The sequence below is a fragment of the Bombella sp. ESL0385 genome (assembly GCF_009725755.1).
Taxonomy (GTDB): Bacteria; Pseudomonadota; Alphaproteobacteria; order Acetobacterales; family Acetobacteraceae; genus Bombella; species Bombella pollinis.
In genome coordinates, this window is record NZ_WNIJ01000005.1 from 49,667 (window position 1) to 71,327 (window position 21,661).

At 54.9% G+C, this 21,661-nt stretch carries 16 protein-coding genes; 8 read left to right on the forward strand and 8 right to left on the reverse strand.

Annotated elements, in window-relative coordinates; genetic code table 11:
• The 5 genes from GM557_RS08735 to GM557_RS08755 all read right to left on the reverse strand — a co-directional run bounded on the left by GM557_RS08735 (position 1) and on the right by GM557_RS08755 (position 9,476).
• On the reverse strand, positions 1–909 hold the full coding sequence (locus GM557_RS08735; protein WP_155573957.1) for a hypothetical protein: 909 nt from the start codon (positions 907–909) through the stop codon (positions 1–3).
• A gap of 130 nt (positions 910–1,039) precedes the next feature.
• Positions 1,040–4,012, reverse strand: a complete 2,973-nt coding sequence (locus tag GM557_RS08950; RefSeq protein WP_155573958.1) for a glycosyltransferase — start codon at positions 4,010–4,012, stop codon at positions 1,040–1,042.
• Positions 4,009–5,793 (reverse strand): tetratricopeptide repeat protein, encoded by a 1,785-nt coding sequence (locus GM557_RS08745; RefSeq protein ID WP_155573959.1) that lies wholly within the window; start codon positions 5,791–5,793, stop codon positions 4,009–4,011. The genes GM557_RS08950 and GM557_RS08745 overlap by 4 nt, the downstream gene beginning before the upstream one ends.
• A 15-nt stretch (positions 5,794–5,808) precedes the next feature.
• Complete coding sequence (locus tag GM557_RS08750; protein WP_155573960.1) at positions 5,809–7,305, reverse strand: HlyD family type I secretion periplasmic adaptor subunit; 1,497 nt, start codon at positions 7,303–7,305, stop codon at positions 5,809–5,811.
• Entirely contained in the window at positions 7,305–9,476 is a 2,172-nt protein-coding gene (locus tag GM557_RS08755) for a peptidase domain-containing ABC transporter (protein WP_155573980.1), read from the reverse strand. The genes GM557_RS08750 and GM557_RS08755 overlap by 1 nt, the downstream gene beginning before the upstream one ends.
• A 340-nt stretch (positions 9,477–9,816) precedes the next feature.
• Here GM557_RS08755 and GM557_RS08760 point away from each other — a divergent pair, with 340 nt between their 5' ends.
• Positions 9,817–11,298, forward strand: coding sequence for a YdiU family protein (locus GM557_RS08760; protein ID WP_155573961.1), 1,482 nt, complete (start codon positions 9,817–9,819; stop codon positions 11,296–11,298).
• A gap of 28 nt (positions 11,299–11,326) precedes the next feature.
• On the opposite strand, the gene GM557_RS08765 is transcribed toward GM557_RS08760, so the two are convergent.
• From GM557_RS08765 to GM557_RS08775, 3 genes are read right to left on the reverse strand one after another with little or no spacing between them, the layout of a single operon-like run.
• The gene (locus tag GM557_RS08765; RefSeq protein WP_196424634.1) at positions 11,327–11,869 is read right to left on the reverse strand and encodes an invasion associated locus B family protein; all 543 of its coding nucleotides are present in this window, start codon (positions 11,867–11,869) and stop codon (positions 11,327–11,329) included.
• Between the two features lie 31 nt (positions 11,870–11,900).
• Positions 11,901–12,413: a DUF5384 family protein gene (locus GM557_RS08770; RefSeq protein ID WP_155573963.1), complete on the reverse strand. Its 513-nt coding sequence runs from the start codon at positions 12,411–12,413 to the stop codon at positions 11,901–11,903.
• Between the two features lie 20 nt (positions 12,414–12,433).
• Entirely contained in the window at positions 12,434–12,955 is a 522-nt protein-coding gene (locus GM557_RS08775; RefSeq protein WP_155573964.1) for a hypothetical protein, read from the reverse strand.
• A 234-nt stretch (positions 12,956–13,189) separates the two neighbouring features.
• Between GM557_RS08775 and GM557_RS08780 the strand changes: the two genes are divergently transcribed.
• From GM557_RS08780 to mdoH, 7 genes are all read left to right on the forward strand, one after another.
• Positions 13,190–14,446 (forward strand): adenosylmethionine--8-amino-7-oxononanoate transaminase, encoded by a 1,257-nt coding sequence (locus GM557_RS08780; RefSeq protein ID WP_155573965.1) that lies wholly within the window; start codon positions 13,190–13,192, stop codon positions 14,444–14,446.
• Positions 14,443–15,624, forward strand: coding sequence for an 8-amino-7-oxononanoate synthase (locus tag GM557_RS08785; RefSeq protein WP_155573966.1), 1,182 nt, complete (start codon positions 14,443–14,445; stop codon positions 15,622–15,624). The genes GM557_RS08780 and GM557_RS08785 overlap by 4 nt, the downstream gene beginning before the upstream one ends.
• Positions 15,624–16,256 carry an alpha/beta fold hydrolase gene (locus tag GM557_RS08790; RefSeq protein WP_155573967.1) on the forward strand — a complete coding sequence of 211 codons (633 nt, stop codon included), beginning with the start codon at positions 15,624–15,626 and terminating at the stop codon, positions 16,254–16,256. Before GM557_RS08785 ends, GM557_RS08790 begins: the two co-directional genes overlap by 1 nt.
• Complete coding sequence (locus GM557_RS08795) at positions 16,253–17,032, forward strand: methyltransferase (protein WP_155573968.1); 780 nt, start codon at positions 16,253–16,255, stop codon at positions 17,030–17,032. Before GM557_RS08790 ends, GM557_RS08795 begins: the two co-directional genes overlap by 4 nt.
• Before the next feature lie 3 nt (positions 17,033–17,035).
• Positions 17,036–17,722 (forward strand): dethiobiotin synthase, encoded by a 687-nt coding sequence (gene bioD / locus GM557_RS08800; RefSeq protein ID WP_155573969.1) that lies wholly within the window; start codon positions 17,036–17,038, stop codon positions 17,720–17,722.
• A gap of 121 nt (positions 17,723–17,843) precedes the next feature.
• Positions 17,844–19,379, forward strand: coding sequence for a glucan biosynthesis protein (locus GM557_RS08805; protein WP_155573970.1), 1,536 nt, complete (start codon positions 17,844–17,846; stop codon positions 19,377–19,379).
• Positions 19,380–19,386: 7 nt separating this feature from the next.
• A complete protein-coding gene (gene mdoH, locus GM557_RS08810; protein ID WP_155573971.1) occupies positions 19,387–21,549 on the forward strand; it encodes a glucans biosynthesis glucosyltransferase MdoH in 2,163 nt (720 codons plus the stop codon).
• Positions 21,550–21,661 lie beyond the last annotated feature (112 nt).

A 21,661-nucleotide genomic window follows, 5' to 3' on the forward strand; every position in this document is an offset into this window, starting at 1 on the left:
TCACGCTTTAGCAGACCGCGCCCGACCCTGCGTACCGCTTGCTTTAGCAGACCGCCGCCGCGCAGGCACCAACTTGACACAAAAAGCCTCCAGCGGAGCAAGGCTCTCTGCCTGGAGGGCATCATCATCACTATCTGCGAGGCTTACTTCTGTTCCATCGGTAAAGCACGCTACAAGATCAAGCGACCATTTTTGTGCAGCCTCACCCTTTAAGCGTACACGCAACCCTAGAATCGGCAAGGACATCCCACGAGAGCCACAAAACTGCCCGCCTTCAGCCCATGGCGACAACCAGCCACGCCCAAGAACAGCCTGATATTCTATATCTTCTGCAGCAACCCCTTCCTCAGATGGAGTGATGGAGAAGCCCTCAATCCACCGTTTGCTGCCTTTTTTACCAACCCATTCCCCCACGGCACAGCCAACATCACCATGCCGCTGCACATGAGCTACAACCTCATGCTTACTCGCCCCGGCTGCACCAGAGACAGACGCTTGGCTCTGCCCCCCTTCCCCAGCAACGGGAGCAACAGCCTCACCACTCACTTGCCCAGCTGGTACACCACCAATCAAACGAATCACCTGCAAGCGCGGGGCCTCCCCACCTGCCTGACCATCTTGATATGTTGTGACCATAATCCCCGCTGGACCACGGCGGATGCGCACCAATGCCGCACTATTAGCCGCTCCCATCCAGCCATCCTCTGCAAAGGTGACAACCTCTACAGCATCAGCCGGGGAGCCCGGCGCACGGGAGATGCGAATCCCCGGCAGACCGCTTGGTCCGGCCTCTGTCTGCCCCGGCGCATGGAACACGCAAAACACCCCCGCATCCAACGTCATCACATGCGCACCGGCCTTGAGGTCCGTAATATGATGACGGGGTTGGTCTTTCTCTTTGTCGGGCATGTTTTCTCCAATAGGCCGAGACTACAAAATACGAAATCTTTATTCGCACAGAACAAGTTGGTATGTCACCTCCAGAATACCTTATTTTAACCCTTTCTGCAAAATCATTATATTTCAAAAGGTTGTTATGCTATCCGTGCGTCATAAAAAACGCTGCTAACCGCTCCACTGGCATCCCCAAAGGGATGATCTGCCCCCATTGCGGCCCAGCTTGCTTAATCCGCGCAGCAGAAGCCCCAATATCAAACCCCACCACAGCCAAACCAGCCTGCCATAACCATCCCAACGTATAACACCATGTTTCTGGCGCGATTGAGGCAATAAAGCCGATATCTGCATCCGCATCTCGCAACAACGCCATTGTATCAGCTTCCTCATACGCACCTGTCACGCTTACCCCCGCTTGCAAAAGAGCATCGTCATCATGTGTGCCCCCAATCAATATCAAATGCAGAGGCAAAGCATGCTTTTGGATATACTGCCCTAATGTCAAAATAACGTCATATCCTTTCCACCGGCTAATACCGCCGAGAATCACAATCCGTCTTGGCCGCCCCCGTACTAAAAAGTAATCCTTTACTAACAGCGCGGAGCGAGCATGTATCGTTTGGTCATCCTCCAAAGCTTCACAGATAATGGACCTTGTAAGCGACACATGACGTGCCAAGCGTTTTGCTGCATCCTCACTAGGGGCTACAATCCGGCGCGCTGCGTTTAATTCCTTTGTTGAGCGAGCAATTAAAGCGGGCAGACTTATCGCCTCATCCAACGGGACATTGCCCTCTGCCAAGCACGCCTCACACCCGGTGAGAGACGGCTCCCCACAATAACGCCCTTCCTCATTACACAAAGCGATACGGGGGCAGAACCATATATGATCATGCACATAGACCTCATATGGCACACCCAATTTATGATGCAGCTGCCGCATCCCCGGCTCATGCCCTAATAAATGATGCCAAATGACACATTCCACCCCCATCTCCTGCAAAAAGGCCACCAAAATGGGATAGTCCTCTGGCAAAGCGAAACGAAGATTAGGGACCACAAGCCCCTCAACCGGGCTTACAACCCGGCACCCCTCCATCGTAGGCTCGATAATGAACGGTAAAAGCCCCGCTTTACATAAACGCACCGCATGTTCACGCACGGCGCGCGCGACACCCCCACCGCCCCGATGTTGGAGCAACACCACCGCGCTGGAGAAACGCACCCGATGCTGGGCCATGCGCTGCCAATCCAACTGCCGCCAGAAAACACGCAGCGGCTCCGCCTGCTTCCACCGCTGGATCGCGGCATCATAACCGGGATAAAGGCGATTCAGAATCGTAAGATTCCGCTGCAAAAGCGGGCTGCCTTCGGCCCCGAAAGAGCCATGACCATAATGCAGAACATACACATCCGCCCCCACAAGATGCGTAAAACCTGCCTCACTAGCCCTTAGGCAGAAATCATTTTCCTCCCCATAACCTTGCGCAAAATACGCCCCTCGTAATCGTCCTACCGCTTTAAGACACGCAGCCGAAACAGCCATGCAAAACCCATTTGCTGTCGGTAAGCTCACATGAAGTGGCATGGCCTCCGCTTGTTGTTGGCACAGCGCATCTAGCGCGGCGGCTTCTTGCACAGATGGAGCGGGATTGTCACGATTCGGCACCGGGTAAGAGGTCAACCCGCCTGCATTAGAGAGCGGCGTGACCGTCCCCACCCCCGCTTGGCCCAACCAACGGCGCAATCGTTCTACCCACGGGCCAAAGACAAGCGTATCGCTATTAAGCCAAATGACATCCCACCCCTCTGGCACCAAAGCAAGGCCGGTATTAATGCTCTCCACAAACCCTTGATTACGCTCATGACGCTTAATCCGCACACGCCCCTCTTGTGCGAGAGAGAGGAGATACGTACGCAAAGCTACCTCTGGGGACGCATCATCAATAATAATAACCCGGCATGAAGGGGGAATGGTCGCTAACACGCTTTCTACACAAGCTTGCACCATAGCTTTATCCCGATAAACAGGGATAATCACCGCGCATCCCGCTGCTACCGTGCTTTGCTGCCCCTTGCCCACATACTTACGCGCCTTCCGGCAACCTTCCCGCGTCCAGCCTTTCCGCTTATTCCCGGTAGATGAGGGCGATTGCATCAACTGCACAAGGGCCGGGTCTAACGGCGCGCCCTGTAACAACCTGCCATAACCATCATAAAAGCCCGTCCGCTTTACCGCTAAATCTGGCCATGCTTCATAGGGAAGGTAAAACCCATAAGGACGCTGCAAAAGAGCCGTGCTGCTAAAGCCCTCCGCTAGCCCCTCTATCTTTATCGGTACTTCATGACCATCCACCCTAATAGTGGGCACAGCCCCCGGCTCTCCGGGGTACCATAACCATCCGCGTACCCCTTGGGCCTCTGGCGTGATGAGGGAATGGCAGCGTATCACGGCCTGAAGGTCAATCTGGCCTCCTAACATAGTATGGCCATCACAAATAATACGGAGGCGTTCCCCACGCCACCACGGGCCTTTCTGTTGAGGGACATGCTCTGCGAGGTCATACATACCACTAGAGAACGGCCCTAAAGGGACATCATCTAAAAACACCGTCACCAGTTTTCTAACGCGCAGCCATAACACCCCCGCGCACGACAATGATGCCCATCCAACAGCCTTTATAGAGGCTACAATGCCATCCATGAGCACATCATGCCCGTCCCCAAGGCTATTACGCGCTAAAAGCTGCGCCATAACGCGCGCAGCATCCACCGCACGTCCTTGCTGCGATAACACGCCTGCAAGGGCCAATCCCGTTTCTCTCACCCCAGATTGACCCCATAAATCCTCTAACCGAGGAAGGGCCTTGGCCAAAAACCCTCCCTCCCATAACGCCATAGCGTATGTGAAGCTAAGCGTAGCAGCCCGACCAGAGAGACGCTCAGCCCGCCCTAGCCAGAATAACCCATCCTCCAACTCCCCCTGCTTGATGCACGCCATCCCTTTGGTGAACATCTTGTGCAACTCTTGGAGATGCTGCGCCTCCCAACGCGCTTCCTCCTGCGGGGTACAAAACCGCCCATAACCGGGAATAAACGTAACAGGTGTCTTCACGATACCGCGGGGGCAGAAGACGATGACGGCATCTCCTCCAACAAGGCTTTCGCACGTTCAACCCCTTGTTGAGCGGCCTGTGTCAACCAGTAGCGGGCTTGCTCTACATCTTGCTCACCGCCTAGGCCTTTAAGCCAATAACGCCCCAACATCATCTGCCCTAAACCATGACCCCGTTGTGCGGCTTCCTCAAAATAATGCCGCGCACGGGGCAGGTCGGCAGGGACATTATGCCCACCCCCATACATCGCCCCAAGGGAGAAATACGCCTCTACCAAGCCACCCTCTGCCGCTTGATGATACAGCTCCAACGCGCGGGCATGATCCTTTATGCCATTCACCTGCCCCGTCACAAAAATCTGCGCCACACTCGCGCAAGCTTCTGGCATACCCTGCCGCGCGGCTTTCTCCATCCACATCAGCCCATAACGCTGATTTTTGGTTACACCGCGCCCCTCAAATAACATACGGCCATACCAATATTGAGCATTCACCACACCTTCCCGCGCAAGCCCAAACCAATGGAAGGCATGCCGCTCATCCGCTGTCGCCCCAATCCCTTGGGCTAAACAGACGCCCAAATTAAACGCCCCTAAAAGGTCACCCCCCTCTGCTTGCTGCCGCAACCGTTTATGAAGGTCCGCTCGCTCCTCATCAGGACGCACAACACCTGCGAGTACAAGATTCCCAAAATCTGCATCGGCATGCTTATCACCCCGCATGGCCGCAAAATTAAACCAATGCGCCGCTTTGGCCTCATCCCGCACAACGCCTGTCCCGGTAAGATATAACACCGCTAGAACACGCGCCGCTGATGTATGATTTTGCTCAGCAGCAAGCTCATACCACCGGGCGGCCTCCATAGGGCGATGAAGAAAATCCTCCCCACGGATATATAAATCCCCTAATAAGGCCGCGGCCTCCGGGTCTCCCCCATAAGCAGCCCGGCGCAACCATGTTTCCGCTTGCACAGGGTTAGGCGTAACCCCAACACCTTTCAGCAACATCAAGCCATAACGTGCTTGGGCTGACGGAATCTCTAACTCTGCGGCTTGCTTATAATAGGCTGCTGCTTTTTCGGCATCACGCTTCTGCCCGCCAACACCATGCTCATACAGCCAGCCCATCGCCGCATTGGCGATTCCCACACCACCATCTGCTGCCCGCTGCACCAAAGCCATCGCATAAGCACGCTGAGCATCATCTACAGCTTCATCCAGCAGGATAAGCCCTAGCCCCAAAGCTGCTTGTAAGGACCCGCCCCGCACAGCTTGCCCATACCAATGCCGTGCAGCCTCATTATCCCGCACATCTTCAGGGCCATGATTAAAAATATGCCCTAATAAAGCTTGGGATTCGACATGCCCTGCCTCAGCCCCACGCTCCGCCCAAAAACGGGCCTGCGTAAAGTTAGGCGCGTATCCTTCCTCCTCACCTTCCTGAGCGGGGTCATAAAGCCCTCTCTCCACAGCAGCAGGGGTTGTAGGGTCAAAATCAGACGGTAACCCCATGGCGCATAAGGTCGCCAAGGTAAAGCAGGCCTCTACCAACCCTGCTGCTGCCGCGCGATACGTCCATCGGGCTCCTTCCTCCAACGAAGGCGGCGTGCCTTGCCCAGCAAGATAGCATTGCCCGACCTTATACGCTGCCTCTGGCACACCAGAGCCTGCCAGCCGCGCTAGGAGGGAGAAGGCTTGCGTGGCCTTCCCCCGCTCTTGCAACCGCTGAGCACGATTCAGCTTACGGGGAACGGAGTTAAAAAATTCAAAACGGCCCGCCATGACTATACCCTCCCTTTATGAGGGTTCCTTCATACCATCTGTTGCAATCGGCACAGCACGACTAAACAGATATTCCAGAATCGTCCGCTTACCAACATCAATATCCGCCGTAATGGGCATACCAGGGCTTGGATGGAAGAAGGACGGCTGACCATGCAACGTATATTTATCAATCTTCAACCGAACACGATAGAAAATCGCTGCTCCGCCTGACTTCATCAACGCAGATGGGTCTATCCCTGCGCGGATATTCCCCTCCACCATCTCCGGCGGCAAGAACGTATCGGCACTAATAAGCCGAACCGTCCCTTTAGCCCCGCCATATTGCACATAAGGAAAGCTCGCGAATTTAATAATCGCATGATGCCCCTCCCGCACATAGGCACTATCCTGCGGGCTCATAATCGCCTCAACTTCCATCCCTGTATCGGTTGGCTCCAACGTCATCACCCGCACAGTGGGCGAAACCATAGACCCAACAGAAATCGGCGCAATGGTAAGGACAATTCCATTTGCTGGCGCACGAAGGTCAATATCCTTTTGGGCTTCACGGCCCTTACGATATTGGCTTCTCAACTGGTCCAGTTTTCGCTCATCTGTCACAAGCTGGTTATAAATGCTCACCATCCATGAGTGGACATAGCTATCACGCTGAGCTTGGAGAGCTATAAGGCGGTTTTGTGTTCCCCCCACTTCCTGCTGAGCAGCAATGAGAAGCCGCTCTGTATCCATCACAGCATCTTGCGCCCCAAGGGTAGATAAGCGAGAGCCTACAGCCTCCTTCTGTTCACGTTGGCGCATATCCAGCACAGCACGCGTTACACGCAGCTTGCTGCTATACATCGCGACATTGCCCTTAGCGGCCTGCAAATCATTCTGCATCCCTGCAATGCGGCGATCATAATCCTGCAAATGCGCTTGATAATCAGCCTGCATTTTAAGGAAGACTTCCTGCTGCTGGAGGGAGGCAGGGACATTCATATCCACATGATATGTCTGATTGCTCGCCTGCGCTTTAAGCCGTACCACCTCTGCTTGGAGAGAGAGCATCTGAGCGGAAAGATTCTCCATATCCGCATCGCTCAATGTAGGGTCCAGCCGCGCCATAACCTGCCCTTTACGGACATATTGCCCCACACTGACATTGATCGTCTTTACACGCCCCATAGCTGAGGGCTGAATAATCGCAATAGGCTCTGTCGAAATAAGCCGCCCAGTCGCCGTAACCACCTTATTAACCGGGAACAACCCCATCGCTGCAATAGAGGCCAAGACCAACGAGCCAACAATCCAAATGATATAACGAGCCGAAGCCGTCATGGGCATATTAACAAGCCCTAGCGTTGGGGAGTGGAACTCCAACAACGCAACGGGCATGTCATGCGGAGCGTACGGATCATCTGCCTTACGCGGGCCCTTTACGCTTACTGCCTCCATAGAGGTATCAGACACATCTTCCCGCGTGCCTCCATCGCGCTGGGGGGCGGGGCTGGTCGATTTATGATTACTCATCAGTCCTGCCCTCCTGCGGGGTGATTATCGTCTCGCGCCGCCCCGCGTGAGGGGGACGATTCTGCTGCTTCTAAATGCCGATTTTGCTGTAACCAGAGTGTTCGATACACATCACAACGCTCCAACAAGGTTTCATGTGGAGCAATATCCACAACACGCCCTTGGTCAAGAACAGCAATTTGGTCACATTTCACCAAAGAGGAGAGGCGATGGGAAACAATCACCATCGTCCGCCCCTTTGCCAGATTTTGCAAATTCGCATTCACCAAAGCTTCTGATTCCGGGTCCAGAGCGGAGGTTGCTTCATCCAAAATCATCAATTTAGGGTCGGAAATCACAGCACGCGCAATCGCCAAACGCTGCCGCTGCCCACCGGAAATATTGGTAGAGCCTTCCTCAATCCACGTCTCATAGCCCGCAGGCATACGCTCAATAAACTCCTCCGCTCCAGCTAGGCGGGCTGCACGGATAACATCATCCAACGTCAAACCCGGTCGCCCGGCGGTGATATTATCGTGAATCGTGCCGCGAAAGAGGAAGTTATCCTGCAACACAACACCAAAAGACCGCCGCAAATAATGCAAGTTAATCTCGCGCAAATCGACCCCATCGAGACGGAGATACCCTTGATAATTACGACTCACCCCCTGCAACAGGCGCGTAATGGTAGATTTACCGGATCCAGACCGCCCCACAAGGCCGAGCATCGTCCCCGCAGGAACCTCAAAATTAACATCAGACAGGGCCTTATTAGCCGCCCCCGGATAGGTAAAGTTGATGCTATCAAAACTAAGAGCCCCTTTGATAACAGGGCGCATCCCATGAGTAAGAGCGTATGTTTCTGTCGGCTGGTTCAATACCGCTCCCGCTTCCCCAAGCGAAACCGTAACTTCATTGATGGATTCCATCAATTTAGCCAAACTCACCAGCGGGGCGGCGACACGTCCGCCCAGCATCATAAAGGCCATAAGTGCACCGCCCTGCATCGTGTCAGAATCGGTAAGAACCAAATAAGCCCCCACTAGGATAATCCCACGATTAATGAACATATTGAGCGGCTGCACCAACGTATTCACCCAATTAGACAAACGCTGGGAGGCTAACCGCCAATGAATCACCGTGGCCGTGCGCTCATCCCACTCTGCCCGCCTTGTGGCCTCTAAAGCGAGCGTCTTAACCGTCCGAATCCCCGCAACAGTCTCATATAAAGTCGCCCCGCGCTGCATCTCTGCCCGCACCATCTTCCCAGCAACGCGGCTAACAACGGGGAGCATGATAACAACAATCAACCCGATGCCCCCAGCACAAAGCAGGGTCAACCACGCCATAGTGGAGCTCATATAAAAGAGAACGGGCATCACAACCATTAGCATGAACATATCAAGCAGGGTGTTCATCACCTGCCCGGTCATAAAGTCACGTACTTTGAAGATGGAATGAAAGCGGCCTAGCACCTCACCAGCCTGCTGCCGCTCGTAGAACTCCAACGGCAGAGCCAACAGACGGTTAAACGCATGGAGGGAGATACGCGCATCAATGCGCGTTGTGACAATGAGCATCAGCTCTTGCCGAGCATAAGTCAGCAAAATCTCATACAAGCTGAGAATCAACACAAAACCACTCAAAGAGACCAATGTCGCCATAGAGTGATAATTGATAACCCTATCAACCACCTGCATGACAATCATCGCTGGGAAAAGCCCCAACACACTGACAATCATAGAGGCAAAGATAATATCCCGCAGGCCTTTCTTCTCCCGCAGGACCATCTTGGCAAACCAATAGAAGTCGAACACCGCATCGGATTCCGACTCATCAGACCGCCGTTTGATAAGAACAACATCGCCCGTCCAAAGCTGCATCAACCGCAGCTCATCGACAGGGACAGGCGGCTCTCCTTCCCCCTTCAACGGGTCACGCAGCCAAACAATCCCTTTCTCTGGGTCCGTACGGACTAGCAGGCCCGCAGAGCCATCACGAAAGAGAAGCACCACTGGCGGCGTATAGCCTAACTTGACAAGGTACCGCCACCGCAGGCGCATCCCCTTGGCAACCGCCCCATAATCCCGCAACCAACGCACCAATGTCGCTGGAGAGGGGGACGATTCCCCCGGCTCTGCCGCGAAGTCGCGTAGATCCAGCTCTATACCATGGTAACGCGCTGCGGCCATAACAGCCCGTAGGCGAATATAGACCGGATTTACCCGCTCGGCCTTCTGCCCAGAAGCCTGCTTGCCAGTTGGGGGCTGGTTCTCCACAGAATATCCTTACCTTATCTCGTCTACTATGATGGGGTTTATACGTACACACCCCTAGTTTATATTCTATTAAGCGCGAAATCTATAATGTGTCACCCCAGACAGCAAGGGCACAAAACCATTCCTACCCCTTTTTAGCCTATATGACCCTCCTTTCATTTTACAAACAGCCTCCCTATGTGACAAAAAACGGCCTCTAGGCCTTCATCCCTCCCTCAACTCCTCGCCGCTCAGCTATCCAAAGGTAGCCGTCATGCTCACAACCCCACTTTATACACGCCATTTATCAGACTTCTTCCATAAGCCCATCACTCCATTACCGCCGCCTGCCCCACAGATTATCGCCCTTAATGAGACCTTAGCCCATGATTTAGGGTTGGATGTGGCCTGGCTACACTCCCCTGCGGGAATTGCCTTTCTCAGCCAAGGTCTTTTGCCCACCCCATCCCCCCAAAGCCCCGTTGCGACCGCTTATGCTGGGCATCAGTTTGGCCAATTTGTACCCTCTCTGGGCGATGGCCGCGCCGCCCTCATTGCCGATTGCCAAGACCAAAACGGCACTATGATGGAACTCCAAATTAAAGGAAGCGGGCGGACCCCCTTCTCCCGTGGAGGGGACGGTAAAAACACACTCGGCCCTGCCCTGCGTGAATATATCGTCAGCGAGGCTATGCATGCCCTTAACATCCCCACAACACGCGCCCTAGCAGTCCTCACCACGGGAGAAACAATAGAGCGCAATAGTGGCCCTGTCCCCGGTGCGCTCATCGTCCGAGTAGCACGCAGCCATATCCGGGTAGGCAGCTTCCAATATGCTGCTGCTCATGGCGGGTTAGAGCGTGTGCGTGACGTAGCGGATTTTACAATCCAACGGCTTTTCCCCCATCTTGCTGAGGAGGATGGACCAACACGTTATTATAATCTGCTGAAACTGGTTATCCAAAAACACGCAGCCCTCACTGCCCGCTGGATGGAGGTCGGCTTCATCCATGGGGTGATGAATACCGATAATTGCGCCCTCTCTGGCGAAACTCTCGATTACGGTCCTTGCGCCTTTATGGACCGTTTCGACCCGATGAAGCATTTCAGCTTTATTGATAAAGATGGCCGCTACGCTTATGGCCGCCAACCAGCTCTTGCCCTCTGGAATCTTAGCCGCTTAGCAGAATGTCTCTTTCCTTTGTTCGATGAAGATGAACACCGCGCTATTGAGCAAGCACAAGAGGCCCTGCATGAGTTTGATCACCTCTTTCATCATAACTGGCTCTCAGGCTTTCGCCGTAAACTAGGTCTTGAGAAGCAAGACGAGCACGATATTCGCCTATTAGAACATCTGTTAGAAACCATGCATACTGGCCAAGCAGACTTCACCAATATATTCCGTATGCTTAGCTCTACATCCGTGGCGGTGGAAGGACACTATCATAATGTACGAGACTTATTCCCCACTAATAAAGGCCATTTTGACCTCTGCCGGACAGAGCTACTCCACCGCCTTACGCTAGAAGAACGCTCCCCCAAGGCACGGCAAGAGGCCATGCAGGCCACTAATCCGCGCATTATCCCGCGTAATCATCAAATAGAAAACGCACTTTCCCAAGCTCTCAAAGGGGACTATCAACCCTTCCATCGCCTGCATGAGGCCCTCAAAACCCCCTTTGCCGAGGCAGACGATGCCCTTACTGCCACCCCCTCACCAGAGGAGGAAGTGCGTTACACATTCTGCGGCACATAGGTAAGGTATGGGTCAGCGCAACCGAGATTTATTGCGTTAAATCCCGCGCACGCCGCATAGCTTGCTCTAACCCTCGCGTAGAGAAAAGCAACTTGACCGGCTGACCAGAAAAACTCAACGCCGTAAATGTCCCGATATTATCTTTTAAAAGCGTGCGCCATTGCCCATCATCAAATGTAAGAGGCACAAGGCAACCTGTCGGCAAACAGGTCGAGAAGGAATAAATATCCCCTACCGGCTGAGAGGCGTTGGTTAGGGTTAACCCATGCAATAAATCCAACCCGAAGGAGACCGTCACCACACCACGCACTTGCTCGCCATCAGGCTCTAGCCGTAAACTCATCACACTCTTATGAGTATGAACATCAATCGCCCTTTGCGTCGCCACACATTTGACCTCACCGCTTTTATTAGTCCCACCCGGTGCTTGGCAGGCAAGCTGCCAATCTTGATAGGTCTCTCGTAGAAATGGCACCTTATCAGGCAAGCTTGTTGCTGCATGAGATACCGAGGCAACCCCCAGCACTAGCAGGCTAAACACGCCATATTTTATAAGCTGCCTCATCATCATGCCCTCTCCCATCGCTATCTTTCCGATGTTCTTATTGTTCCCACCAATGGCGTTGCGCCATTTTTGCGGCCTGCCCAAGGTCTGTCTTCAACGCAACATCGCCCTGCGCCGCTTGGCGTAATTGCTCCGTCTGCGCTTGTTTCTGCGCTAAATCCGCTTTGACGAACTCATCCTCATGGCTCACACGGCTCTCCAACATTTTGAGCTCAAGCTGCTGTTTCTGCAACGCAATAGCACGGCTTGCCTCACGATATTGCCGGTCATCCTGCCAATCCGTCTCAGCACGCGCACGTTGTGCGGCAGCAATACGCGCTGCATAAGCCTCATCCTGTTGCCGCTGACGCACTCGTGCTTGGGCCGCCCGTTGTGCGGCTTGCTGCTGCGCAACCTCCAAAGAGACGCGGCGTTGGTCTTGGCTATCCTGAATCTGGCCTAAATGCTCTAACTGTGTGGGGTCCATCGCTTGTGCATAAACCGCCCCACCATAAAGAGCCAGAATAAGGCTAAAAGCACAGCCTACAGCCCATCTATTATGCCGCATCATTCACCCTCCTTCACACAGCTTTACCGGCGCGGACATGCCGCATTAGGCTGAACACGCGTCCCCGTCCCCCCTGTGGAGACCAATAACGCCGTACCGGGCTTATATTCGCATGTCCGTCCCACTTGGGTGGAAAGAAGCACCTCCCCACCTGCACGGTCCTGATAGGCAATCGTCACACCTTTAACGAGTGTATGATCACCTACAACCTGCCCGCCAACAAGGGACCCACCAATAGCCCCACCAGCACCAGCAGCCAAACCGCCACCCCAGCCAGAATGACCCGCACCAACGGCCAAACCGCTCCCTAAAGCTGCCCCTACAAGGCCACCTACAATCTTAGCGGTACGCCGATTACGCGCATTATCAACATTAACACGCGCCACAGAGACAGAGATAATCTGTACAACACGGCCCCGCTGCACGGTATTGACTTGGGATTGATCATACACATCAGGCCGTGATTCCTGCCCCGGTGTCTCACATGCCGTTAAAGCCAAAAACGGCACAACCAGAACCGCCAACAAAGCACGCATCTTCACCATGATGTCTTCCTCAATCCTCATACAATGCCCACATTAGCCGTTCTCCATTTATTTAGGTGAGAATAGCCCTATAGATAACCATCCCTTTAGATACAGGTAACTTAACGTCAAGTGAGTTTTTTGCAATCTTCCCAATAAGATAGCCTGCCCCCTTGTCTCCCTTCCTCCTTTAAGGGACATTACCAGCTCATCATGTTCATCCTCTTATCCTAACGGCCCTATCACCCTTAACCTATGAACACTGCCAGCACCCTCCCTCATCTCTGGCTACCTTATAGCCAAATGCATACCGCTCCCTTCCCGGTTGAAGCACAAGCAACCTCTGGTAGTACCATCACCCTTGCTGATGGGCGCACCCTCATAGATGGCATTGCCTCTTGGTGGACAGCCTGCCACGGCTATAACCACCCTTCCATACGCCGCGCGCTTATCACACAAGCTGAGCGCATGCCCCATGTCATGTTTGGCGGTATGGTCCATCAACCAGCCATAACCCTTGCCCAACGGCTCGCCGCCCGCTTACCGGGCGACTTAGAGCGCGTCTTTTTTACAGATTCTGGCTCTGTCGCGATGGAAGTCGCAGCGAAAATGGCCATTCAATATCATCTCAATAAAGGCCATACAGGACGGCACAAGCTACTCTCCTTCCGCGGGGGCTATCATGGCGATACCCTAGCGATGATGGCCATTTGTGACCCTGAAGAAGGAATGCACCGCCTCTTTGGCGCAGCTTTACCGCAGCAAATCCTTGCAGACCTCCCAACCACGCTCGCACATTCCGCCGCTTTGGAGGCCCTCCTCGCCCGACAAGGCCATGAAATCGCTGCTCTCATTGTTGAGCCTCTCGTCCAAGGGGCGGGAGGGATGCTCTTTCACACCGCAGAAACCCTTCGCCAGCTCCGCCGCCTCTGCGATTCTTACGGAATTTTGCTGATTTTGGATGAAGTCTTTACCGGTTTTGGCCGCACAGGCACCTTCTTTGCCTGCGAGCAAGCCGACATCACACCAGACATCATCGCCCTCTCCAAGGCCCTCACAGCAGGGACCATGCCACTCGCCGCAACAGTGGCCCGCAAAACAGTTTTTGAGGCTTTTCTCTCGGACAATCCCCTCCACGCCCTCATGCACGGCCCCACCTTTATGGCCAATCCACTCGCCTGCGCGGTTGCTAATGCCTCGCTTGATCTTTTCGACCAAGAACCCCGGCTAGAGCAAGTCCGCGCCATTCATACCCAAATGACCCATGAGCTAGAGCCATGCCGTCACCTACCCGGCGTGCGCGATGTCCGCACTCTTGGGGCCATTGGCGTTGTAGAGCTTGAAAGATTAGATGACCCTGAAGCCCTAAAACGCGCCTTCCTTAAAGAGGGCGTATGGATACGGCCCTTCCGGCGCATTATTTACCTTACCCCCGCCTTTACCATCACCTCAGATGAACTCACCCACCTCACTGGGGCTATAAAGCGTGTCCTAAAAGAGCATCTAGGATGAATCACCTTCAAAACGCTCTCCATGCCGCTCTCCAAGAGCGTGACAAGCACCATACACGCCGCCATCTCACCCCAATGATGCGGCAAGGGGAACGGCTCATCCGCCAAGGGCGCGCCCTGATTGATGTCACCTCCAACGATTATCTCGGCCTCGCCCATCACCCCCTATTACGCCACCGCGCCGCAGAGTGGGCGGAGCGTTACGGCACTGGAGCACGGGCCTCCCGCCTTGTCAGCGGGACCTTGCCCCTCCACACAGAGCTAGAGGCTAAACTTGCGGCTTTTAAAAAGAGCGAAGCGGCTTTGCTCTTTGCCAGCGGATGGCAAGCCAATGCCTCCCTCCTGCCAGCCCTCAACCAGCTATCGCTTCGCCAGATGGGCCATCCTGCGCTCTTTTTTATGGATAAGCTTAACCATGCCAGCCTTCATCAGGGCTGTTTAGCAGCAGGGGTACGGCAAATCCGCTTCCGCCATAATGACCTCACCCATTTGGAAACCCTCCTCCACCGCCATGCCTCCCAACCGGGCTTAAAGTTCATCATCACGGAGAGTGTTTTCTCCATGGATGGCGACCGAGCCGATATTGCCGCCCTACGCGCCCTCGCTAAACGTTACGAAGCCTTTCTTTATGTAGATGAAGCCCACGCAACCGCTGTACTAGGGCCAGAAGGGCGCGGCCTTACCCAAGGCATGGCCGATATTACCATGAGTACAGCCAGCAAAGCCCTCGGGGGGATGGGGGCCTTTGTCACAGGCAGCCGCGCCTTATGTGATTATCTACTCAATCACGCTTCCGGCTTTATTTACAGCACGGCCCTGCCTCCCGCTTGCCTTGGTGCTTTAGACGCAGCGTTAGAGCTCGCGCCCCACTTAGAGCATGAGCGTTGCCACCTCCAAAAACAAGCCGACCGTCTCCGCTCTCACCTTCAAGACGCAGGCTGGAATACGGGGGCCTCTAGCACGCACATCATCCCCATTATGGTTGGGGAAAGCCACACCGCTTTACAGATAGCCCACGCTTTGGAGGCACGCGGCTTTCTCAGCGTGGCTATCCGCCCGCCAACGGTTCCCCCCGGCACAGCCCGCCTCCGCATCGCTTTAACAAGCCAGCTCTCTACCTCAATGATTGACCAGCTCGGCGAGGCCCTCCTCTCTAGCTTGAGGAGCCATGCCGCCTGATGACCACTCTCTATTATCTTCATGGCTGGGGGTATGATGCCCATTTTTGGGAGGGGCTGCACACGCATCTCCCCTCATGGCAGCATATCTGTGCTGATGCAGGCTATTTTGGCTCCCCTGCTCACCCCCCATTACCAGAGGTTCCCTTTTGGGCCGTTGGTCACTCCGCAGGGGCCTGCGCTTTGCTCACGTTACGCTCCCCTCTCTGCCGTGGGCTTATCAGCTTTAACGGCTTTGCTCGCTTTACCGCAGCCCCCGATTACCCAGAGGGCCTCCCCCCACGCATTATGCACCGCATGATACGGCAATTTGAACGCCAGCCTGCAACCGTCCTGCGGCAATTCCGCCATATGTGTGGGGAGCCAGACCCCACCCTACCCTCAACACTCAATCTCCCCGCTTTAACGGACGGTCTCACCATGCTCGAGACGATCGATCACCGCGACCATTTGCCTTATTGGCAGGGGCGGCTTTATAGCCTCCATTGTGTGGATGACCCCCTCATCCCCGCGCGTTCCGGCATGGGAGCTGCGGCGTGGGGAGTAGAACGCACAGGCGGCCATCGCCTCCCCCTCACGCACCCACAAGAGTGTGCAGCCTTTCTCACACGCATCATCAACGCTTCCTTATGACAAACCACCGCAAAGCCACCATCACCGCCCGCTTTGATGCCGCCCATCATTATGAGCAAGCCGCTTCCATCCAAAAACGCTGCGCCACAACACTTGCCTCATGGATTAAGAAAGAACATCGCACGGAAAAACCCAAACATATTTTAGAGTTCGGCTGTGGGACAGGCTTACTCAGCCGCGCCCTCATTGAGGCCTTTCCACAAGGTCATTACCACCTCACCGACATCGCCCCCGCTATGGTAGAGCGCACCCGCTACCACTGCGCCGCCCTACCCGCGCACATACGCTGCTATGTCATGGATGGTGAGGCCCCCCTCCCCCACCAAGCCCCGCCAGAAGGGTTCGACCTCATCACCTCTAATCTTTGCCTCCAATGGTTTGAGGACCGCGCCCGCGCTTTCCAAGCCCTTACACAGCTTTTACGCCCCGGCGGACGGCTTATGGTCAGCACCTTACAGGCAGGCAGCTTGCACCAATGGCGGGAAAGCTGCCACGCCACCGCGACCGCTTGCGGTGTGCCAGACTACCCTACCCTCACCCAGCTAGAGCAAGACTGGCCCGCTCATGGCCGGGGTGTCTGGCGGGGTGAAGCCATGCACGACCCTATCCCATCTGCGCGGGACTTCCTCCAAGGCTTGCGCCGCATTGGGGCCTCCCTGCCACGTCACACCCATCGCCCTGCCGCCCAGCTCCGCAAAGCGATGCGGTATTTTGATGCCCATTACGACCATGTGACCTATCATGCCGCCTTCGGCCTCTTCCAAAAGGGAGTGTAACCCATGCTCTATGCCCCTCCTCCCCCACTGCCACCCCACCCGCCAAAAGGCGTCTTTGTCACCGGGACGGATACAGGAATCGGCAAAACGCTCATCAGTGCCGCCCTAACACGCGCGTGGCATGGAACCTATTGGAAGCCCTTCCAAACCGGCCTTGCTGAGGAGCCCGGCGATACTGAGACCGTCCAACAGCTTACAGAACTCCCCCAAGACCATATCCTCCCCCCAGCTTACGCGCTGCAAGCCCCGCTCGCCCCCGCTGCTGCCAGCGCGCTTGAGGGCATAACCCTCCACCCCGAACAGCTTACCCTACCAGAAGCCCCCCACGCCCCCTTGATTATAGAAGGCGCAGGCGGCCTTATGGTGCCACTGACGAAGACTATGTTGATGATTGACTTCATCGCCCAACTTGGCTTGCCCGTCATCCTCGTCACCCGCAGCAATTTAGGCACACTTAATCACACCCTTTTAAGCCTTGAGGCCCTGTATCAACGTGGGATTCCCGTCCTTGGCTTCATCACTAATGGGGTCGAATCCCCACAAAACACCCAGATATTGGAGGATGTAAGCCATTGTCGGCCTCTCCTCCATGTCTCCCCACTAACGACCACACCTACCGCTACCACACTCCGCCACATAGCCGCTCAACTGCCCCCTTGGGAGCATTACTGGCGACCTAGAACGGCTTAGCCCTTAAAAAGCTACATTTTTTTAATATATCTATCCGTGCAATGCCCATTCCCTCCCCCTTCCATATCAGGGTAAAGAGAAGCAAATTGCAGAGATATAGATAGGGTTTGTCAGTATCATCATGAAAATCACACGGCGAACGATAGTTAAAACAGGCGTAGGCTTAGGGGCAGGGCTTGCTCTTGGTGCAAGCTCCGCACGCCATGCTCATGCTGATGATGGCTCCGCTACCCCATTTGATGACAGCACCGTCCGCACATTAGCGCGCGACCTTGCCTCTAAAAGCTACAAGCCCCCGCGCAAGGACCTCCCCGATGCGCTGGCTCATATGAATTTTGACCAATTCTCTGCCGTTCAGTTCAATTCAGAAAAAGCATTATGGAAGCAAGACAACCTCGCTTTTGATGTTGAGTTCTTCCCGCGCGGGTATCTCTATAAGCAGCTTATTGATGTTTATGAGGTCCATGACGGTACAGCACGCCCTGTTAACTACACGGCCGATATGTTCACCAGTAAAGACCCTTCCCTAAACCTGACCGGGGGGGAAGGCTTCTCTGGCTTACGCATCCGTTATGCCCTCAATCATCCCGGTGTGATGGAAGAATGTGCCGTATTCCTCGGGGCATCCTATTTCCGCGCGGTTGCTAAGGGGCAAACTTACGGCCTCTCCGCCCGTGGCTTTGCAAAAGATACCGGCACCCCAACGGGGGAGGAGTTCCCCACATTCCGCAGCTTTTGGTTGGAGAAACCCGTCCCCGGTAGCCAATCTCTCATCCTCCATGCGTTAATGGATAGCCCCTCCCTTACGGGGGCCTTTCGTTTCACCATTCGCCCCGGTGAGACGACCCTCTTTGATGTCCAATCCTCCTTCTTCCCCCGCACGGACATCACAGCGGGAGGAATCGCGCCCCTAACAGGCATGTATTATTTTGACGCAAATGACCGGACCCACATTAATGACTGGCGGCCTGCTGCGCATGATAGTGAGGCCCTCCAAATATGGACAGGGGCAGGCCAAAACATCTACCGCCCACTCACAAACCCAACCGACCTTCAACTCTCCTCCTTTAGTGATGCAGGGCCTTACGGCTATGGGCTGATGCAGCGCAAACGTAATTTTCACGATTATGAAGACCTCGCCCTCCATTACGAAAAACGTCCCTCTTTATGGGTCGAACCTATTGGAAATTGGGGGGAAGGCGGCGTTCAACTTGTCGAAATCCCCACCCCTAGTGAGGTCAATGATAATATCGTCTCCTTCTGGCGGCCTAACCAACCGCTAAAAGCAGGGCAGAGCTATAACTTCACCTATCGGATGTATTGGGGGTGGGATACGCCTTGGCCAACACATCTTGCGCGCATTCATGATACACGCGTCGGTGCTGTAACCGACCATCCAGAGAAAGTGCAATTCGTCCTCGATTTTGACGGCGAACCCTTCCGCACCCTCCCCAGTGACACAGCTTATCATCTCCTCGCCCAGAGCTCTGCGGGGGAGATTTCTGCCATCACCATTATGCCTAATCCGGAAATTAATGGCGTGCGCGCCTTCTTCCAACTAGACCCCGGAGCCGCCAAATTATGCGAGCTGCATGTCCAACTCGCCAGTGCCCAAGGCCCCCTTTCTGAAACATGGCTCTACCGCTGGACCGCTTAATTACCCCATGACCAGCCCTCACATCACTACCTTCCTGCCACCTGAATCCCCCCTGTCCATGCCGGTGCAATCCCTCCATAAAGCACCGGAGCGACATGGGCGGGCCTTCTGGCGGCTACCGACCACACCCACCCTCCTCTGGCTACGCCGCCTCTTTGTGTTTGGGATGGCCTTTGCGCTGACAGCCTATAGTGTTGTCAAAATCAATGCCGTTTTTAACTCACTCGGCACAAGCCTCCTCGGGATGGTGATGCTAGGGCTATTTACCATCCTCAGCTTTTGGATCTCCCTCTCCTGCGCATCAGCCTTAGGCGGGTTCTGGTCCATGCTGCGCCATGGTGGGCTAGGCCTTGGCATCCGCCGCACCGGCCCCCTGCCGGAGCTAAAAAGCCGCACCGCCATCTTGCTCCCCACTTATAACGAGCCACCTCAACGCGTGATGCTCAATCTCCGCGCTATGCTGAAAAGCTTGCAAGAGACAGGCCGTGGCGAGCATTTCGACATCTTTATCCTCTCCGATACGACCAACCCTGATATTTGGGTGCAAGAAGAACAAGCCGTGCTGGACCTCCACCAACACGCTTACGCACGCCAGCATCTTTTCTATCGCCGCCGCTTTAAAAATACGGACCGCAAAGCCGGCAACATTGCGGACTGGGTCACACGCTTTGGTGGGGCTTACCCAGCTATGCTCACCCTTGATGCTGATAGCCTCATGGATGGCAGTCTCATTGTCCGTATGGCTGCTGCAATGGAGCAGCATGAGCAAGTCGGGCTCATCCAAAGTCTCCCCGTCATTGTGGGAGGGCAGACCCTTTTTGCCCGCCTACAACAATTCGCCGGACGCGTTTATGGTCCGCTCATTGCTCAGGGCATTGCCTGGTGGCATGGCTCAGAGGGCAATTATTGGGGCCATAACGCCATTATCCGCACTCAAGCCTTTGCCGAGCAAGCTGGCCTCCCCCATCTGCGCGGCAAGCCCCCCTTTGGTGGGCACATCCTTAGTCACGACTTCATCGAGGCCGCTTTGATGCGCCGTGGCGGCTGGGCCATCCATATGGTCCCCGGCCTTATGGGGTCTTATGAGGAAAGCCCCCCCTCCCTTACCGACATCGCCGTGCGGGACCGCCGTTGGTGCCAAGGCAATCTCCAACATGCGCGCATCCTTTTTACAAAGGGTATGCACTGGGTCAGCCGCTCGCACATGTTGGTAGGGATAGGCTCTTACATCATGTCCCCGCTTTGGCTGCTCTTTCTCCTTTTTGGGATTTTGATTGCTTTACAAGCGCATTTCTACCACCCCGAATATTTCAGCACCCAACGCAGCCTCTACCCACATTGGCCCCATGTGGACCCCATCCTGGCGCGGCTGGTTTTCATCCAAACCATGGTTGTGCTGCTCGCCCCCAAGGCCCTCGCCTTCCTCGCTATTTGCTTTGATAAGCAGGAACGTCAACAAGCGGGCGGGGTCATACGCCTTTCTATCTCCATTATTTTGGAGACCCTTCTTGGTGCGCTCATTGCCCCCATCGCTATGCTCATCCAAACCTCGGCCATTCTCTCCATTCTCTTAGGCCGCGATTCCGGCTGGTCTGCCCAAAATCGTGATGATGGTAGCCTGCCTTGGGGCGATACAATTCGTAAATATTGGCTTTATAGCCTCTTTGGCCTCGTCCTCAGTGCGGCCGCTTGGTCGGTCTCTCTCGCACTTTTCCTTTGGATGCTCCCGGTCTTGGTTGGCCTGCTCATTGCTATTCCTCTTGTCGGGCTAACCGGTAGTCGCATTTGGGGGACATGGGCCCGCAAAGCGGGGTTACTCCTCATCCCAGAAGAAACAACCCCTCCGCCCATCCTCCAACGCGCCGCTGAAGAGCGCAACCACCCTCACCCTGTTATTTTAGAGGCCTTTCACGCTCTGCGGAGCAATACAGCCCTACGGCACGCCCACCTCGCCACGCTACCCCCACCGCGCAAAGCTGGGGAGCCTATCTCTGTTCCCTTGCTCACTGGTTCCCTCAAATTGCAGGAAAGCCCAACGCTCGAAATCGCCCTCGCCCGCCTTACCCCTGCAGAGAAGGCCGCCGTCCTCAGCTGCCAAAGCAACATCGCCATCCTCGCAGACCTCCCCGTCTCCTCGCCCAACCTCACTGATGGGCCTTATGGCTCTTAGCCCCTATTATTTTCCTCTTCCCCCATTGTCTTACTCTCAAAAAGGCCCATCTCTGGGGGGAAGGCATACTCGTTGCTACGAGCTAGGCCTTGTCAGACAACCCTAGAAGGCC

Excerpts from the sequence above, each read along its gene's own strand:
- GM557_RS08735 (WP_155573957.1), bottom strand. The coding sequence starts at position 909 with ATGCCCGACAAAGAGAAAGACCAACCCCGTCATCATATTACGGACCTC.
- GM557_RS08745 (WP_155573959.1), bottom strand. The coding sequence starts at position 5,793 with ATGGCGGGCCGTTTTGAATTTTTTAACTCCGTTCCCCGTAAGCTGAAT.
- GM557_RS08750 (WP_155573960.1), bottom strand. The coding sequence starts at position 7,305 with ATGAGTAATCATAAATCGACCAGCCCCGCCCCCCAGCGCGATGGAGGC.
- GM557_RS08755 (WP_155573980.1), bottom strand. The coding sequence starts at position 9,476 with ATGGCCGCAGCGCGTTACCATGGTATAGAGCTGGATCTACGCGACTTC.
- GM557_RS08760 (WP_155573961.1), top strand. The coding sequence starts at position 9,817 with ATGCTCACAACCCCACTTTATACACGCCATTTATCAGACTTCTTCCAT.
- GM557_RS08765 (WP_196424634.1), bottom strand. The coding sequence starts at position 11,869 with ATGATGATGAGGCAGCTTATAAAATATGGCGTGTTTAGCCTGCTAGTG.
- GM557_RS08770 (WP_155573963.1), bottom strand. The coding sequence starts at position 12,413 with ATGATGCGGCATAATAGATGGGCTGTAGGCTGTGCTTTTAGCCTTATT.
- GM557_RS08775 (WP_155573964.1), bottom strand. The coding sequence starts at position 12,955 with ATGGTGAAGATGCGTGCTTTGTTGGCGGTTCTGGTTGTGCCGTTTTTG.
- GM557_RS08780 (WP_155573965.1), top strand. The coding sequence starts at position 13,190 with ATGAACACTGCCAGCACCCTCCCTCATCTCTGGCTACCTTATAGCCAA.
- GM557_RS08785 (WP_155573966.1), top strand. The coding sequence starts at position 14,443 with ATGAATCACCTTCAAAACGCTCTCCATGCCGCTCTCCAAGAGCGTGAC.
- GM557_RS08790 (WP_155573967.1), top strand. The coding sequence starts at position 15,624 with ATGACCACTCTCTATTATCTTCATGGCTGGGGGTATGATGCCCATTTT.
- GM557_RS08795 (WP_155573968.1), top strand. The coding sequence starts at position 16,253 with ATGACAAACCACCGCAAAGCCACCATCACCGCCCGCTTTGATGCCGCC.
- bioD (WP_155573969.1), top strand. The coding sequence starts at position 17,036 with ATGCTCTATGCCCCTCCTCCCCCACTGCCACCCCACCCGCCAAAAGGC.
- GM557_RS08805 (WP_155573970.1), top strand. The coding sequence starts at position 17,844 with ATGAAAATCACACGGCGAACGATAGTTAAAACAGGCGTAGGCTTAGGG.
- mdoH (WP_155573971.1), top strand. The coding sequence starts at position 19,387 with ATGACCAGCCCTCACATCACTACCTTCCTGCCACCTGAATCCCCCCTG.